Source organism: Sphingomonas sp. CARO-RG-8B-R24-01 (genome assembly GCF_022662295.1).
GTDB lineage: Bacteria > Pseudomonadota > Alphaproteobacteria > Sphingomonadales > Sphingomonadaceae > Sphingomonas.
This window is the reverse complement of record NZ_JAKNQI010000006.1, coordinates 38,082-53,997: the sequence shown is the minus strand read 5'-3', so window position 1 is coordinate 53,997 and position 15,916 is coordinate 38,082. Positions and strand designations below refer to the sequence as shown.

Below are 15,916 nucleotides of genomic sequence, written 5' to 3'. Positions count from 1 at the left end.
GTCGGCTGTGGGCGTACGGTGACCCGCGTCGGTATTCTCGGTGGATCGTTCAATCCCGCGCATGCAGGACATCGCGCGATCAGTCTTGCCGCGCTTGCCGCATTGGGACTGGACGAAGTGTGGTGGCTGGTGTCGCCCGGCAATCCGCTCAAGGAAGCGCGCGGGGACATGGCGCCCTTTGCGGCCCGCTTCGCCTCGGCGACACGGATGGCACGGCATGCGCCGATCCGGGTGAGCGCGATCGAGCAACGGATCGGCACGCGCTACACCGTGGATACGGTCGCGAAACTGCGGCGGCTGTACCCGAAGACTCGGTTCATCTGGCTGATGGGTTCGGACAATCTGGCGCAGTTCGATCAATGGAAAGGATGGCGCGACATCGCCCGTCAGGTTCCGATTGCGGTCATCGCGCGTCCGGGGTATGACAGGGATGCTCTCGCGGCCCCCGCGATGGGTTGGTTGCGGCGCGCTCGTCGGCCCGCACACCAGGCGAAGAACTGGACGCAGTGGAGATTGCCGGCCCTCGTGCTGTTGCGCTTCCGCCCCGACCCGCGCTCCGCGACGCAGCTTCGTGCTGCCGACCCCGCCTGGCAGCGGCATTTCCTGCCAGATGCTGTCTCTGCTGAATAGGAACCGACTTGGCCTCATCTTCTCCTGTGTATCGCGCGTCCGAACCCGATGAGGTCGAGGCGCTGCATCGGCTCGTGCTCGCGTCGCTCGACGATGACCAGGCGGTCGACACCATTTCCATCCCGCTGGCGGGCAAATCGACCATTGCCGACTATATGGTGATCGCCAGCGGTCGTTCGACCCGTCAGGTCGCGTCGATGGCGCAGAAGCTGTCCGAGAAGATCAAGGGCGAACTCCGCCGCTCGACCCGGATCGAAGGCCTGCCGACCGCCGACTGGGTGCTGATCGATGCGGGCGACGTGATCGTCCATCTGTTCCGCCCGGAAGTCCGCAGCTTCTATAATCTGGAGCGGATGTGGGCGTTTGGCGACGCGCCTACGCCGCCCGTCGCGCCCGATCCGTTCGGCGCCGAAGCGTAAAGCGCGCCGTTCGCGCCGCGGCGCGAACGGTCGGACAGGTGGGGGCCGATGCTGCTGCATATCGTTGCGCGCGGGCGGATCGGGCGAGGGCCCGAGGCCGAACTGGTCGAGCGCTATGTCAAACGTCTGTCCTGGCCGTACCGGCTGACGGAGCTTCCCGATGTCGGCGGCAAGATGCCCGCGGTCGACCCTGGGACGCGTATCGTGATGCTGGACGAGACGGGGGTCGTGCTGCCATCGCGAGACATCGCGACAACGCTGGAAAAATGGCGCGATTCCGGGGTTCGCGAAACTCGCTTCCTGATCGGCGCAGCGGACGGCTTTGACGAGGTGGCGCGCGGCAGCGCCGACCTCCTGCTCAGCTTTGGCCGCGCGACATGGCCGCATCTGCTGGCACGCGCGATGTTGGCGGAGCAATTGTGGCGCGCGACCAGCATTCTTGCCAACCATCCGTATCACCGCGAGGGATGAGCATGCGGGTACGCGCGCGCATGGTTGCGGTCGCGCTCAGCGGGATCGCTGTCGGCAGCGGCGCGCCCGCGCAACAGTCGATCGATCACCGCGCATTGCTGGCCCGCGCCAAGATCGAATCCGCCGCGGCGGCGGCGCGCTCCATGGTGTTGGAACGACGGGCATCATCGGAGCAGGATCTGGCGCGGCAAGCGCAGGCGCGCGAGGCTGCGGTCGTTGCCCGGATCCAGCAGGCCGAGGCGGATATCGTCGCCGGGCAGGCAAGGGTGGCGATCGTCGATCGCCTGCTCGAGGACCAGCGCGGACGGCTTGCGCTGCAGCAGCAGCCGATCGCCCGGCTGTTGGCGGCGTTGCAATCCCTCGCGCGGCGACCGGCCATCATCAGCGTGGTGCAACCTGGATCGATCGAAGATCTCGTTCACGTTCGTGCCGTGCTGGCCAGCACGCTGCCGGTAATCCGCGAGAAGACGCAGGGTATCCGTGGCGAGGTGGCGCAGACGCGGACGTTGCAGGCGCAGGCCATGCTCGCGGGCCAGGCTCTCTCCAGAAGCCGGTTCCAACTCGAGGAGCAGCGGCTCGCGCTTACCCGGCTAGAGGCGACGCATCGCGCGCGCGCGCAGGCGCTCGGGCGGGACGCCTTGTTTGAATCGGATCGCGCGATTGCCCTGGGGGAGACGGCGCGCGACATCGTCGATTCGATGGACCAGGCCGATACCCAGACGGCGACATTGCAACAGCTCGCTGCGCTTCCCGGACCCGTTCCACGCCCCTTGCGACCGGGCGCGACCCTGTCGATGGGTCGGGGCGGGTGGGGCGGCGGCGCACCCTATCGCCTGCCGGTCCGGGGTCGGGTCGTCATCGGGTTCGGCGAACTGTCCGATGCCGGCGTACGATCGCGCGGGCTGACTCTCTCGACGGGGGAAGGGGCGGACATCGTCGCACCTGCGGCGGGCCGCGTTGCCTTTGCCGGGCCGTTTCGGGGCTATGGGGTCGTCATCATCCTGGATCATGGCGGTGGATGGACGTCGCTCCTGGCGGGACTGGGGCAAGCCACGGTCGCGGTCGGCGCGCGCGTCGACCAGGGGGCACGCATCGGCACGGCCGCCTCGGGGCCAGCTGCCCGCATTACCGTCGAACTGCGGCGGCGCGACCGGCCGGTCGACATGACCCCGCTGCTCGGCTGATCGCGGTAAGGCTCGTTCCGCTGCGGTTCATGCGTCCTGTGCTTTGACCATGACGTAAACCCGGCTACGGTGCCTCGATACCCTCTTGCCGTTCGAGTATTCGCCGATGTCGCGCTTTTCCACGTCCCTGCTGCAAGCCTCCGCCATTGCGGCGGTACTGGCGATCGTGCCGGTCGGCACCAGCGCGATGGCCGCGGTCGATACGGGGACCTATCGCGAGATGTCGGTATTCCTCGACGTCTATAATCGCGTAAAGGCGGAATATGTCGACAAGGTCGACGACAAGACGCTGGTCAAGGGTGCGATCGACGGCATGCTGGCGGCACTCGACCCGCACAGTGCGTATGAGACCGGGCTCGACTACGACAATCTGCGGATCCAGACACTTGGCAGTTATGGCGGGCTTGGCCTGACCGTGACGATGCAGGACGGCGCGATCAAGGTCATCGCGCCGCAGGAGGATTCGCCGGGCTGGCGCGCCGGGATCAAGTCCGGGGATTACATCACGCATATCAACGGCAAGCTGATCTTCGGCCAGACGCTCGACGAGGCGATCACGCAGATGCGCGGTGCGCCCGGCTCTAAGGTGAGCCTCACCCTGTTGCGCCCGGGTCGCGACAAACCGATCGAGGTCGCGCTGGTCCGCGAGAAGATCGTGCAGAAACCCGTCAAATGGAGCGTCAAGGACGGTGTCGGCATCATCAACATCAATGCCTTTTCGGAACATACCGGCGATGCGGTGACCGCCGCGATCAAGGGCATCCAGAAGCAGATCGGGCATGATCCGCTGGGCTATGTCGTCGATCTGCGCGACAATGGCGGGGGGCTGCGGGATGAATCGATCGCGGTCGCCGACAATTTCCTCAGCAGCGGTGAGATCGTCTCGCAGCGCGGGCGGGACAAGTCCGATATCGAGCCGTTCTACGCCGAAAGCTACGTCAAGGGTGACCTTGCGCATGGCCTGCCGATCATCGTGTTGACCAATGCGGGGACGGCTTCGGCCTCGGAGATCGTCGCGGGCGCGCTGCAGGACCATCACCGCGCGCTGGTCATGGGCGAGCGGTCGTTTGGCAAGGGCTCGGTCCAGACCGTGATCGACCTGGGTGCCAATGCGGCGCTGCGGCTGACCACTTCGCGCTACTACACGCCGTCGGGCCGTTCGGTCCAGGAAGGCGGGATCGAACCCGATATCGCGGTGCCGCAGATTTCCGATCCGGATTACAAGTCGCGGCCGGTGTTCCGCGAAGACGATCTGCGCCGCCATCTGATCAACGAAGTCAAGGCGGACAACGCTGCGATCGAGGAAGATACCAAGACGGATCCGCGCTTTGGCGCCACCCCGGACCAGCTCAAGGCCAAGGGGATCGACGATTTCCAGTTGAGTTATGCGTTGCAGACGATCGGGCGTCTAAGCAGCGCGGCACCGCGTTCGGCAACGGCGGCGAAGTAGGATGACGCGAGACCGCTTCCCAACCGCACGCCTGCTGGCATTGCTCGTGCCGGTCGCCCTGCTCGGCGGGGCCCTGGTGTCGCAATATGTCGGCAAGCTGTATCCCTGCGAACTATGCTGGTTCCAGCGCTATCCCCATGCCGCAGCGATCGTCCTGGCGGCGCTCGCCTTCGTGGCCCCGGGGCGGACGGCGCAACGGCTGCTGGTGGCGCTTGCGGGCGTTGCGATCCTGGTCAGCGGGCTGATCGGGGTGTTTCATGCCGGGGTCGAATATCACTGGTGGCAGGGGTTTACCGAATGCACATCGACGATGACCGGCCCCGTCACGCTCGAATCGATCATGAAGGCGCCGATCGTGCGGTGCGACGTGGCCCAATGGCGGCTCGGCGGTATTTCGCTCGCGGGGTTCAACGCGGTCTTTTCGATCGCGGGGGCAATCGCCATCTTCTGGACGATGCGAGGAAAACGATCATGAGCGGCTGGAAGCCAGGCGATGCGCGGCGTGCGAGCCGGTCGATGATCCGGGTCGATCAGGCCGGCGAATTCGGGGCGACACGGATCTATGCGGGACAGCTGGCCGTCCTGGGCGATCGCAGCCCGGCGGCGCGGGCGATTGCCGGCATGGCCAACCAGGAGGAGCGCCACCGCGCGTTCTTCGATGCGATGATGGCACGCCGCAGCGTGCGTCCCACCTTGCTGGAACCCGTCTGGAACGTTGCGGGGTTTGCGTTGGGAGCGATCACCGCGGCGATCAGTCCGGAGGCCGCGATGGCGTGTACCGCGGCGGTCGAGACCGAGATCGACAAGCATTATGAGGACCAGCTGGTAGCGCTGGGCGACAGCGACCCGGAATTGTCGGACGCGATCCGCGATTTCCAGGCGGAGGAAGTCGAACATCGCGAAACCGCGCTGGCCGCCGGCGCGGAAAACGCAGTGGGCTACCCCGTATTGAGCGGTCTGATCCGGCTCGGCTGCAAGGTGGCCATCGCCACAGCCAAACGTATTTGACGGAGAGAGTGATGACCCGCCCCCTGTTTACCCGGCTGACGCTCGCCGCGACCGCCCTCACGGTTTCGGTCCCCGGCCTGCTGGTACCGACGCCGGTCGCCGCGCAGAACGTGCCCGCACCGACCCTGACCATCTACGGCAGCCAGAAGTGCCCGACCGATGCGAATGGCAACGAGATCGTCGTGTGTGTTCGCCGTCCGCCAGGCGAGCAGTTCCGCATTCCGAAGGAGTTGCGGGAACTCGAGGTGACGCCGCAGAACGAGAGCTGGGCCGCCAAGGCGCAGGCCAACGACAAGGTCGGGGTGGAAGGGATCGGCAGCTGCTCCAACGTCGGCGCCGGCGGCGCGACGGGGTGCCTGGCGCAACGCGGGCAGCAGTATAAGCGCGAGAAACAGGCCGCCAAGGCCGACCAGCGCGCGGTCGACAGGGCCCTTGAATAGTCTGGCCGCGCCGGGCGGTTCGAGGCTGATCATCGTTGGCTGATTCGGGGATCGCTGCCCGCCCGCGCGGCGTGAGCGCCGATGCGCGTGGCCCGCACGGGGTCGCGCTGATGCTGTTCGTGCTCGTGTGGCTGTCGTGCGTGTGGTTCGGCTCCTATGCGTTCAATCCGAACAACGCGACCCGCCTGTTCGCCGCGATATCGCTGGTCGAACGTGGGGATGCGAAGATCGACCGGTACCAGTCGCTGACGATCGACAAGGCGCAGTTCGGCACGGGCGCGATGCGCCACTATTACATGGACAAGGCGCCGGGCATGACGCTGATCGCGGTGCCGGCGGTCTGGGCGGCCAATGCGGCGACCGGCAAACAGTCGCTGGACGAGGTGATCGATATCGCCAACCCGCGGCTTCGCACATTTCTGGGCGTGCGGCTGTCGCTCGCGGTTGCCTACAGTTCCGCCGTCCTGACCGCCTTTGCCGCCGTGCTGCTGCTCGACCTCGGTACGGGACTGACCGGCAGCCCGGCGGCCGGAGTGTTTGCCGCGCTGGGGTATGCGTTGGGATCGGTCGTCTGGGGCTGGTCGACGACGTTGTTCGGCCATGCCCCCGTCGCCGCGCTTTTCCTGATCGCGACCTGGGCAATCTGGCGTGGGACGGCGGGCGCACGCGAGCTGCGGCGCTGGCGATATCCGGTGATGGCGGGACTCGCGCTCGGGTTCGCGGTGGCGATCGAATTCCAGGCGGCGCTGGCGGGGGTCGCGATCGGGGTCTGGGCCTCGTGGCGGACACGTGGGGTGACCCGCCCGATCCGGCTTCGGATGTATGCGGTTGCGGGGGTCATGGCGGGTGTCGCGGTGCTGCCGGTGCTTGCCTATGATCAGGTGGCGTTCGGTACGCCGTTCGTCCTAGGCTACCAGGGTGTCGTGGGCTTCAAGGGAATGAACGAGGGGCTGTTCGGGCTGACCTACCCCAAGCCGTTTGTCGTCTGGGAGATCCTGTTCGGGCTTCGGCGCGGTTTGTTGTGGGTCGCGCCGGTCCTGGTACTGGGTGCGGTCGGCCTCGGACTGATGGTCCGGGACAGGACCACCCGTGATCTCGGTTGCCTGGCGATCGCGGTGATCGCCATCGTGCTGTCGATCAACGCATCCTATTATTATTGGGACGGCGGCGCTTCGGTCGGTCCGCGCCACTCGGTGCCGGCAATCCCGTTCCTGGCGATCGGGCTTGCGCCTTCATGGGCCGCGCTCCGGCGGCAAGCGCTGCGCTGGGCGGCCGTTGCCCTGCTGGGGGTTTCCATCGTGATCAACCTGATCATCACCAGCACGGACATGTTCGCGTCCGAGGCGCTGGCCAGCCCGGTGTGGACGAGCAATTTCGAGGCGATGTTCCTGCGCGGTACGCTTGCCACGGTGCTCAACCGCTATGGAGGGTGGGGTGCGTGGTTCAGCTTTGCGCTTTATCTCGATATTGTGCTGCCGCTGCTGGCGTTGATCGTGTGGCAGACACGCCGGGCGGAACGGATCGCGCTAGAATAAGCGTCCGCCATCGGGAACGCCGTGGCCCGGCTGGAGCAGCACGACCTCGCCCTCCGCATCCGGAAACCCGAGCGTAAGGACATCCGACATCACCGGGCCAATCTGCCGGGGCGGGAAGTTCACGACCGCGGCGACTTGCCGCCCGACGAGGGTTTCCAGGGTATAATGGACGGTAATCTGGGCCGAGGATCGCTTGAGGCCGATCTCCGGCCCGAAGTCGATCACCAGTCGGAACGCGGGCTTGCGCGCCTGGGGGAAGGGCAGCGCCTCGACGATCGTGCCGACACGGATATCGACCTTGCGGAAGTCCTCGAAGCTGATCTGGCCAGGGACTTCGGGGGGCGCAGGTTCAGAAGTCGACATCGTCATAATGTTTCGGCGCCATGATTCCCTCCATCCGCTCGGACAGCAGCGGGCGGAAGCTCGGGCGGCTCTTGAACCCGCGATACCATTTCGCGGTCTGTTCGTGGTTCTTCCAGTCGATCCCGCCGAGATAGTCCGCGACCGAAATCTGCGCCGCGGCGGCGAGATCGGCGAGGCTCATCGTCGCGCCCGCCATCCAGTTGTGATGGTCGAGCAGATAATCGGTATAATCGAGATGCCGCACCGCCGCCTTCATCGCATCGCGCAGCCGCTTCGAGTCGGGCGGCTCCTTGGTGACGAGCCGCTTCTCCATGCGCTCATGGAGCAACGGCGCGACGATGTCGGCGAAGAATTGCGAATCGAACCAGGCGACGAGGCGGCGGATTTCGGCGCGGCTGGTCGCGGTGCCGTTGATCATGGCGGACTTCTCGACCGTCTCCTCGAGATATTCGCAGATCGCCATGGAATCCATCAGCAAAATCCCGCGTGACTGGTCGGCGAGCACCGGCACCTGCCCGGCCGGGTTCATGTCGAGGAATTCGTCGCGGCGCTCCCACGGGCTCTCGCGGACGAGTTCATAGCCGATGCCCTTCTCGCCGAGCAGGAGCCGGACCTTGCGCGAGAACGGGCAGAGCGGGAATTGGTAAAGTTGCCACATGCCCGCCGTGGTAGAAGCTGCACGCCGCAGGGGGAAGATGGCGCAGGGGATTTATCGGTCGACCGACTGGCACAGCAAGACCATGCTGCCCCGTCCCCCTTAACCTTCCCCGGCGAAGGCCGGGGCCCAGGAGCGCACCGGAGGAAAGGGGCGGCTGCGCTACGTTACCTCGGCCATCTCTACTGGGCCCCGGCCTTCGCCGGGGAAGCGTGAAGCGAAGCAGCGCGAATTCTCCGAACTGCCGATACCAGTAGCAAGCGCTATTTACCGCGCCGAATCCAGACTCAAACCGCTGTTGCCGAGGACCGCGCGAAGGCGGTCGGCGGTGCGCTGAAGCTCGGCGGACATGCTGGCGACGTCCTTCGCCGCCTGTCCGGTCGCGGCGATCGCACCCTTGGCACCGCGATGGAGATGATCCGCATAATGCGGATCCTGCCGCCCGATTACGTCACCGAGCGTATCCTCCTGCCGGACGCCCGCGTCCGGACCCGCCAGTTTCGCCACCGGCCCGACGCGGGTCTGAAGCAAGGCGTTCGCATATTGGTCGACGACCGCGGCGAGCCCTTCCTGGACCAGCGGATTCGACAAGAGCGCGCCGACCTGCGCCGCGTCGATCTGCGGCGCGGGACGAGGGGCAGGCTCCCGCGCGAACGCCGGGGCGGCGGCGGTGAGGGCGAACAAACCTAGGAGATACAGGCGCATGGCGTACCTTTTGGAGTGCGGTCAGACAGCATCTATAGCAGCTTTTAAGGCGCGCGTCGATTGGCGGAGCCTGCCCGTTTCCGCGATGGCATGATCTCTGCAGAACCACCGGTGTTCTCCCGCAAAGGCGGGAGCCCAGGGTTGCAAACGCCAACAGACGTTGCCTTGCGAACCCTGGATTCCCGCTTTCGCGGGAAAACGGCAAAACCAGGCACTCAGCTTGGCGGCAGCGAAAAGCTGCCTTACTCCGCTGCCACCTGCTCCACCCGGTCGTCGAGCGGATGGCTCAGCCGGGTCAGCATTTCCTTCGGCACCACCTGCCAGAAGCGATCCACCACGCGGCCCCAGTCGTCGAGCAATGCGCCCGACCATTTGCTGTCGGTCGCGGCATGATGCGCGCGGACCATGCCGAGCAGGACCGCTTCCCAATGCAGCGACGACAGGCGGTTCCACGTGATGCTGTCGGGGTTGGCGCGCCGCGCGAAGCTGCCGTCGGCATCGTAGATGAAGGCCATCCCGCCGGTCATGCCAGCGCCGAAGTTCGCGCCGACCGGGCCGAGCACGACCGCGGTCCCGCCGGTCATATATTCACAGCCGTTCGCACCACAGCCCTCGACCACGACGTTCGCGCCCGAGTTGCGGACGGCGAAGCGTTCGCCAGCCTGACCAGCCGCATAAAGGCTGCCCGACGTGGCGCCGTAGAGCACCGTGTTGCCGATAATCGTATTGTCCTGCGACGCGAGCGGCGAGCTCACCACCGGGCGCACCGCGATGATGCCACCCGACAGGCCCTTGCCGACATAGTCATTGGCGTCGCCGAACACCTCGAGCGTGATCCCCTTGCACAGGAACGCGCCGAGGCTTTGCCCCGCCGACCCGCGCAGCCGGACGTGGACGTGCCCGTCCGCCAGCGCCGACATGCCGAAGGTCCGCGTGATCTCGCTCGACAGCCGCGTGCCGACCGCGCGGTGCGTGTTGCGGACCGAATAGGTCAGCTGCATCTTCTCGCGCCGGCTGAACACCGCGCCCGCATCCTTGATGATCTGCGCATCGAGGCTGTCGGGGACTTCGTTGCGCCGCGTCGTCAGGCTGAAGCGGCGCTGGTCGTCGGGCGCATCGACCTTGGCGAGGATCGGGTTGAGGTCGAGATCGTCGAGATGTTCCGCACCGCGGCTGACCTGCCGCAGTAATTCGGTCCGACCGATCACTTCGTCGAGGCTGCGGAAGCCCAGCCGGGCGAGGATGTCGCGGACTTCCTCGGCGATGAAGGTCATGAGATTGATGACCTTTTCCGGCGTACCGGTGAACTTCTCGCGCAGTTTCGGGTCCTGCGTGCAGACGCCGACCGGGCAGGTGTTCGAATGGCACTGGCGCACCATGATGCAGCCCATCGCGACGAGCGACAGCGTGCCGATCCCGAACTCCTCCGCGCCGAGGATCGCCGCGATGACGATGTCGCGCCCGGTCTTGAGCCCGCCGTCGGTTCTCAGCTTGATCCGCCCGCGCAGGCCGTTGAGCGTAAGAGTTTGATTAACCTCGGAAAGACCCATCTCCCACGGCGTCCCGGCATATTTGATGCTGGTCTGCGGGGAAGCGCCGGTGCCGCCGACATGGCCGGCGATCAGGATGACGTCGGCATGCGCCTTGGCCACGCCCGCCGCGACCGTGCCGATTCCGGCGGAGGAGACGAGCTTCACGCACACCCGCGCGGTCGGATTGATCTGCTTGCAGTCGTAGATGAGCTGCGCGAGATCCTCGATCGAATAGATGTCGTGATGCGGCGGCGGCGAGATCAGCGTCACGCCCGGGGTCGCATGGCGCAGCTTGGCGATGAACTCGGTCACCTTGAAGCCGGGGAGCTGCCCGCCCTCGCCGGGCTTGGCACCCTGCGCGACCTTGATCTCGATTTCCTCGCAGGCGTTAAGGTACTCTGCCGTAACGCCAAATCGTCCGCTGGCGATCTGCTTGACGCCCGAGTTGGCATTGTCGCCATTGGCGTAGGGTTGATAGCGTGTGCGATCTTCGCCGCCTTCGCCCGACACCGCCTTCGCGCCGATCCGGTTCATCGCGATCGCGAGCGTCTCATGCGCCTCCGGGCTGAGCGCGCCGAGCGACATGCCCGGCGTCACGAACCGCTTGCGGATCTCGGTGATCGCCTCGACCTGATCGACCGGGATACCCTCGTCGGGATATTTGAACTGGAGCAAGTCGCGCAGATAGACCGGGGGCAGCGCCTCCACCCCGCGCGCGAATTGCAGATAGGTCGAGTAGCTGTCGGTCGCGACCGAGTTCTGCAGCAGGTGCATCAGCTGCGCCGAATAAGCGTGTGTCTCGCCGGTGTGGCGCTGGCGATAGAAGCCGCCGATCGGGAGCGTGGCGACGCCCTCGTCGAACGCCTTGTCGTGGCGAAGCTGGGCGTTGAGGTGGAGCGAGGCATAGCCTTCGCCCGAGATCTTCGCGGGCATCCCCGGGAACAGGTCGTTTACGAGCGCACGGCTGAGGCCGACCGCCTCGAAGTTGTAGCCGCCGCGATAGCTGGAGATCACCGCGATCCCCATCTTCGACATGATCTTGAGCAGCCCTTCGTCGACCGCCGTGCGATGCCGCTTGAGACATTCGGCAAGGGTCAGCGCGCCGAACAGACCGCGCGCCTGGCGATCCGCGATCGACGCTTCGGCCAGATAGGCGTGCACGGTGGTCGCGCCGACGCCGATCAGCACCGCATAATAATGCGTGTCGAGGCATTCCGCGGTCTGGATGTTGATGCTGGCATAGGAGCGCAGCCCCATGCGGACGAGGTGCGTATGCACCGCCGCCGCCGCGAGCACGCCCGCGATGCCGATCCGGTCCGCGCCGATCGCCATGTCGGTCAGGAACAGTTCGCTCTTGCCCTGACGCACTGCCGTGACGGCTTCGGCACGGATGCGGGCGATGGCCGCACGGAGCGTCTCCGGCCCGCCGCCTGCCTCGAAGGTGCAGTCGATCTCTGCCGCCTGCGCGCCGAAATGCGCCTTGAGCTGCGCCCAAGCGGTGCCGTCGAGCACCGGAGACTGGAGCACCAGCACGCCGTCGCGCCGATCCTCGGTGTCGAGGATGTTGGCGAGATTGCCGAAGCGCGTCTTGAGCGACATCACGTGGCGTTCGCGCAACGGGTCGATCGGCGGGTTGGTGACCTGGCTGAAATTCTGCCGGAAGAACTGGCTGATCAGCCGCGGCTTGTCCGAGATGACCGCGAGCGGCGTATCGTCGCCCATCGAGCCGATCGCTTCCTTCGCACCCTCGACCATCGGTGACAGGATCAGCTCCATGTCCTCGAGCGTCTGCCCCGCCGCGACCTGACGGCGCGTGAGGTCGGCACGATCGAAGCGCATGATCGCGTCCTCGGCGGGCTGCGGCAGCGCCTCGATCCGCTTGAACGCGCCGATCATCGCGGCGTAATCCGCCTCGCCTGCGATCTGGTCCTTGATCGCGCGGTCATGGTACAGCACGCCCTCGTCGAGATCGATCGCGAGCATCTGGCCCGGCCCGAGCCGGCCCTTCTCGATGATCGTCGATTCAGGCACCACGACCATCCCGCTTTCCGACCCGACGATGACGATCCCGTCGACCGTGCGGACATAGCGCAGCGGGCGCAGCGCATTGCGGTCCATCCCCGCAACCGCCCAGCGGCCATCGGTCATCGCGAGCGCGGCGGGGCCGTCCCACGGTTCCATCACCGACGCGAGATACTGGTACATGGAGAGATGATCGGCGGGCATGTCGATCGAATCCGCCATCGCCTCGGGCACCAGCATCAGCTTGGCGGTGGGGGCGTCGCGGCCCGAGCGGCAGATCGCCTCGAACACCGCATCGAGGGCTGCGGTGTCGGATGCGCCCGCCGGGATCACCGGCTTGATGTCCTCCGACTGGTCGCCGAACGACAGGCTCGCCATCTTGATCTCGTGGCTGAGCATCCAGTTCTTGTTGCCGCGGATCGTGTTGATCTCGCCGTTGTGCGCGAGGCAGCGGAACGGCTGCGCCAGCCACCATTGCGGGAAGGTGTTAGTCGAGTAACGCTGGTGGAAGATCGCCACACGGCTCTCGAACCGCGGGTCGCGCAGATCGGGGTAGAACACCGACAGCGATTCCGCGAGGAAGAGACCCTTGTAGATGATCGACCGGCACGACAGCGAGCAGACGTAGAAGCCCTGGATCTGCGCCGCGATCACGCGCTTCTCGATCCGGCGGCGGACGAGGTAGAGGTTCTTCTCGAACTCGGCGGCGGTCTGTTGGTCGGGCAGGGGGCCCGCGATCATGATCTGCTCGATCTCGGGGCGAGTCGCCTGCGCCTTCTGGCCGATCACCGACACGTCGACCGGCACCTGGCGCCAGCCGTAGATGGTATAGCCTTCCTCGATGATCGCGCTTTCGACGATCGTGCGGCACGCCTCCTGCGCGCCGAGATCGGTGCGCGGCAGGAAGATCATGCCGACCGCGAGGCGGTTGGGCATCTGGCGATGGCCCGAGGCGGCGACCGCATCGTCGAAGAACTTGAGCGGGAGATCGATGTGCAGGCCTGCGCCGTCGCCGGTCTTGCCATCGGCATCGACCGCGCCGCGGTGCCACACCGCCTTGAGCGCATCGATCGCGGATTGCACGACGCGACGCGACGGCGTGCCATCGGCCGCGGCGACGAGACCGACGCCGCATGCGTCGCCCTCGAATTCGGGGCGATACATGCCGTGTTCGGCGAGGCGGAGGCGTTCGGAGTCCATGTTGGTCATGCCAATAGTCTCTCTTGTTCGACGAAGCGCTCGATAGCCGCCCACGTCTCGATCAGGGTTTCCCGCGCATCCCACGCTGCATTCACTTGGTCGGCACGCTTCTGCGGGTTGAGGGGATATTCGTGCGCTAGGGCATTGCGGGTGCGCACCGCATCTGCCCAGATTTTCTCGCTTGGCAGGATTCCTAGCGCATAGGCACGGCGCGTCACGTCAACCGAGGTTAGGCGTTCGATCTTACCGTGTTCCATGATCTTCGAAATCGCTTTGAGCGTGCGATGCAGCGCGTCTTCGAACTGTTCGTAGCGCTTCAGATAACCAAGGATGTAGCTATCTTGTTTGAAGGGAAGCTGGTCGATGCGGTCTGCCGTCATCGGCATTAGCGGTTCGACCAGCGCAACGGTCTGGACGAATCCCGCTTGAAGGCGACCGCACGTCGCGAGATAGTCCGTAAGCAAGGCGCGCTCGCCTTCTTCCGTCACAGCACCACTCCGTCGCGATAGGCAATCTGCTCGATCGGGGTAGGAGATGCTCCACGCTTGGTTGCAATCAGGTCGACCCGTTGCGTGTCAATCCGAGCGAACAGCCGCTCCAGAAACACGTCTCTGGCACGCCAAAAATCAACGTCGTCTGGCGTTTCCACATGCAGATCGATATCGCCGCCGCGTCGCGTATCGATGGTACGGCTACCGTACAGACGAACAATTGCGTCCGGACCGAACGTCAGCCGGGTAGCGGCCTTGATCGCCGCAACTTCGGTTTCGGTCAGCCTCACGCCGCCTTCCTCGCCGCGCTCGCTTTCGCCTTCAGGAACGCATGCATGCTCGCCGCAACGTCACGTCCGTCGCGGATCGCCCAGACCACCAGCGATGCGCCGCGCACGATGTCGCCCGCCGCGAATACGCCGTCGAGCGAGGTCATCAGCGTCTTGTTGTCGACCAGCACCGTGCCCCAGCGCGTCACGCCAAGCTCGGGCGCATCGAACAGCCGCGGGAGATCCTCGGCGTCGAAGCCGAGCGCCTTGATGACGAGATCGGCCTGCAGATCGAACCCGCCTTCGGGATCGATCTCGGGTGCGCGCCGACCACTCGCATCGGGGGCGCCGAGCCGCATCGCGCTCGCCTTGACGCCAGACACGCGGTCTTCGCCGACGAAGCTTTCGGGCGCGGAGAGCCAGACGAACTCGACGCCTTCCTCCTCGGCATTGTTCACTTCGCGCTGCGAGCCCGGCATGTTGGCGCGGTCGCGGCGGTAGAGGCACTTTACCGAGGCGGCATCCTGGCGGATCGCGGTGCGCACGCAGTCCATCGCGGTATCGCCGCCGCCGATCACGACGACATGCTTGCCTGCGGCATTCAGGCTGCCGTCATCATAAGCGGGGACGGCGTCGCCGAAATTCTTGCGGTTGGAAGCGGTGAGGAAGTCGAGCGCATCGACCACGCCGTCATGCTCGACGCCGGGTGCCTTGATCGCACGCGCCTTGTAAACGCCGGTCGCGATCAGCAGCGCGTCATGGCGCTGGCGGAGTTCGTCGAGCGTCGCGTCGCGACCGACCTCGAAGCTTTCGTGGAACACAATCCCGCCCGCCTTGAGCCGCTCGACGCGGCGCGTGACGACGGGCTTTTCGAGCTTGAAGCCGGGGATGCCATAGGTCAGCAACCCGCCCGCACGGTCGTAGCGATCATAGACGTGGACGTCATAGCCATTGCCACGCAGATATTCCGCCGCCGACAGGCCCGCAGGCCCGGCACCGATCACGCCGACCGACTGGCCGCGCGCGGGGCCGACGACCAGCGGCTCGACCCAGCCTTCTTCCCAGGCGGTATCGGTGATGAACTTTTCGACCGCGCCGATCGTCACCGCGCCGTGGCCGGAGAATTCGATCACGCAATTGCCCTCGCACAGCCGGTCCTGCGGGCAGATCCGGCCGCAGATCTCGGGCATGGTCGAGGTGGCGTTGCTCAGTTCATAGGCTTCGCGCAGACGCCCCTCTGCGGTCAGGCGGAGCCAGTCGGGGATGTGATTGTGGAGCGGGCAATGCACCGAGCAATACGGCACGCCGCACTGCGAACAGCGCCCGGCTTGTTCCTCGGCATCGGGGACCGCATAGCGATCCGCGATTTCCTCAAAATCCTCCGCCCGCAGCTCGGGCTCGCGCTTGGCCGGATAGGCCTGGTCGCGATCTACAAACTTGAGCAGCAAAGAGTCCGCCATGCACCCATCCTTTCGAGAAGGCGGCGCATATCGTACTTTTATGTCGTTGTCACCGTGAAACCGACATTATGGTCAGCATATA

Annotated in this window: 16 protein-coding genes; 9 read left to right on the top strand and 7 right to left on the bottom strand. The window is 65.8% G+C overall.

Annotation, left to right across the window (positions count from 1 at the left end; translation table 11 throughout):
• The first annotated feature begins 18 nt into the window (after positions 1 to 18).
• The 9 genes from L8G49_RS12650 to L8G49_RS12610 all read left to right on the top strand — a co-directional run bounded on the left by L8G49_RS12650 (position 19) and on the right by L8G49_RS12610 (position 7,137).
• Complete coding sequence (locus L8G49_RS12650) at positions 19 to 630, top strand: nicotinate-nucleotide adenylyltransferase (RefSeq protein WP_242138766.1); 612 nt, start codon at positions 19 to 21, stop codon at positions 628 to 630.
• Between the two features lie 26 nt (positions 631 to 656).
• The gene (rsfS, locus tag L8G49_RS12645; protein WP_242138767.1) at positions 657 to 1,049 is read left to right on the top strand and encodes a ribosome silencing factor; all 393 of its coding nucleotides are present in this window, start codon (positions 657 to 659) and stop codon (positions 1,047 to 1,049) included.
• Between the two features lie 48 nt (positions 1,050 to 1,097).
• On the top strand, positions 1,098 to 1,520 hold the full coding sequence (locus L8G49_RS12640) for a 23S rRNA (pseudouridine(1915)-N(3))-methyltransferase RlmH (protein ID WP_242186176.1): 423 nt from the start codon (positions 1,098 to 1,100) through the stop codon (positions 1,518 to 1,520).
• Positions 1,517 to 2,704, top strand: a complete 1,188-nt coding sequence (locus L8G49_RS12635; RefSeq protein WP_347272063.1) for a peptidoglycan DD-metalloendopeptidase family protein — start codon at positions 1,517 to 1,519, stop codon at positions 2,702 to 2,704. Before L8G49_RS12640 ends, L8G49_RS12635 begins: the two co-directional genes overlap by 4 nt.
• A gap of 106 nt (positions 2,705 to 2,810) precedes the next feature.
• A complete protein-coding gene (locus tag L8G49_RS12630; protein ID WP_242186175.1) occupies positions 2,811 to 4,154 on the top strand; it encodes a S41 family peptidase in 1,344 nt (447 codons plus the stop codon).
• 1 nt (position 4,155) lies between these two features.
• Complete coding sequence (locus L8G49_RS12625) at positions 4,156 to 4,629, top strand: disulfide bond formation protein B (RefSeq protein WP_242186173.1); 474 nt, start codon at positions 4,156 to 4,158, stop codon at positions 4,627 to 4,629.
• Positions 4,626 to 5,162, top strand: coding sequence for a demethoxyubiquinone hydroxylase family protein (locus L8G49_RS12620; RefSeq protein WP_242138694.1), 537 nt, complete (start codon positions 4,626 to 4,628; stop codon positions 5,160 to 5,162). The genes L8G49_RS12625 and L8G49_RS12620 overlap by 4 nt, the downstream gene beginning before the upstream one ends.
• A gap of 11 nt (positions 5,163 to 5,173) precedes the next feature.
• On the top strand, positions 5,174 to 5,602 hold the full coding sequence (locus L8G49_RS12615; protein WP_242138695.1) for a hypothetical protein: 429 nt from the start codon (positions 5,174 to 5,176) through the stop codon (positions 5,600 to 5,602).
• Positions 5,603 to 5,637: 35 nt separating this feature from the next.
• Positions 5,638 to 7,137: a hypothetical protein gene (locus tag L8G49_RS12610; RefSeq protein WP_242186172.1), complete on the top strand. Its 1,500-nt coding sequence runs from the start codon at positions 5,638 to 5,640 to the stop codon at positions 7,135 to 7,137.
• On the opposite strand, the gene L8G49_RS12605 is transcribed toward L8G49_RS12610, so the two are convergent.
• From L8G49_RS12605 to L8G49_RS12575, 7 genes are all read right to left on the bottom strand, one after another.
• The gene (locus L8G49_RS12605; protein WP_347272062.1) at positions 7,129 to 7,500 is read right to left on the bottom strand and encodes a tRNA-binding protein; all 372 of its coding nucleotides are present in this window, start codon (positions 7,498 to 7,500) and stop codon (positions 7,129 to 7,131) included. The two genes, L8G49_RS12610 and L8G49_RS12605, sit on opposite strands and share 9 nt — an antisense overlap.
• Entirely contained in the window at positions 7,487 to 8,158 is a 672-nt protein-coding gene (locus L8G49_RS12600; protein ID WP_242186170.1) for a glutathione S-transferase family protein, read from the bottom strand. Before L8G49_RS12600 ends, L8G49_RS12605 begins: the two co-directional genes overlap by 14 nt.
• A 264-nt stretch (positions 8,159 to 8,422) precedes the next feature.
• A complete protein-coding gene (locus L8G49_RS12595; RefSeq protein ID WP_242138699.1) occupies positions 8,423 to 8,860 on the bottom strand; it encodes a hypothetical protein in 438 nt (145 codons plus the stop codon).
• Between the two features lie 242 nt (positions 8,861 to 9,102).
• On the bottom strand, positions 9,103 to 13,623 hold the full coding sequence (gene gltB, locus L8G49_RS12590) for a glutamate synthase large subunit (RefSeq protein WP_242186168.1): 4,521 nt from the start codon (positions 13,621 to 13,623) through the stop codon (positions 9,103 to 9,105).
• A complete protein-coding gene (locus L8G49_RS12585; RefSeq protein ID WP_242186166.1) occupies positions 13,620 to 14,102 on the bottom strand; it encodes a hypothetical protein in 483 nt (160 codons plus the stop codon). The genes gltB and L8G49_RS12585 overlap by 4 nt, the downstream gene beginning before the upstream one ends.
• Positions 14,099 to 14,395, bottom strand: coding sequence for a hypothetical protein (locus L8G49_RS12580; RefSeq protein ID WP_242186165.1), 297 nt, complete (start codon positions 14,393 to 14,395; stop codon positions 14,099 to 14,101). The genes L8G49_RS12585 and L8G49_RS12580 overlap by 4 nt, the downstream gene beginning before the upstream one ends.
• Positions 14,392 to 15,834 (bottom strand): NAD(P)-dependent oxidoreductase, encoded by a 1,443-nt coding sequence (locus tag L8G49_RS12575; RefSeq protein ID WP_242186163.1) that lies wholly within the window; start codon positions 15,832 to 15,834, stop codon positions 14,392 to 14,394. Before L8G49_RS12575 ends, L8G49_RS12580 begins: the two co-directional genes overlap by 4 nt.
• Positions 15,835 to 15,916: the final 82 nt, after the last annotated feature.

Coding starts and splice junctions, on each gene's coding strand:
- L8G49_RS12595 (WP_242138699.1), bottom strand. CDS start 8,860: ATGCGCCTGTATCTCCTAGGTTTGTTCGCCCTCACCGCCGCCGCCCCG.
- L8G49_RS12635 (WP_347272063.1), top strand. CDS start 1,517: ATGAGCATGCGGGTACGCGCGCGCATGGTTGCGGTCGCGCTCAGCGGG.
- L8G49_RS12630 (WP_242186175.1), top strand. CDS start 2,811: ATGTCGCGCTTTTCCACGTCCCTGCTGCAAGCCTCCGCCATTGCGGCG.
- L8G49_RS12600 (WP_242186170.1), bottom strand. CDS start 8,158: ATGTGGCAACTTTACCAATTCCCGCTCTGCCCGTTCTCGCGCAAGGTC.
- L8G49_RS12575 (WP_242186163.1), bottom strand. CDS start 15,834: ATGGCGGACTCTTTGCTGCTCAAGTTTGTAGATCGCGACCAGGCCTAT.
- L8G49_RS12605 (WP_347272062.1), bottom strand. CDS start 7,500: ATGTCGACTTCTGAACCTGCGCCCCCCGAAGTCCCTGGCCAGATCAGC.
- gltB (WP_242186168.1), bottom strand. CDS start 13,623: ATGACCAACATGGACTCCGAACGCCTCCGCCTCGCCGAACACGGCATG.
- L8G49_RS12615 (WP_242138695.1), top strand. CDS start 5,174: ATGACCCGCCCCCTGTTTACCCGGCTGACGCTCGCCGCGACCGCCCTC.
- L8G49_RS12640 (WP_242186176.1), top strand. CDS start 1,098: ATGCTGCTGCATATCGTTGCGCGCGGGCGGATCGGGCGAGGGCCCGAG.
- L8G49_RS12620 (WP_242138694.1), top strand. CDS start 4,626: ATGAGCGGCTGGAAGCCAGGCGATGCGCGGCGTGCGAGCCGGTCGATG.
- L8G49_RS12625 (WP_242186173.1), top strand. CDS start 4,156: ATGACGCGAGACCGCTTCCCAACCGCACGCCTGCTGGCATTGCTCGTG.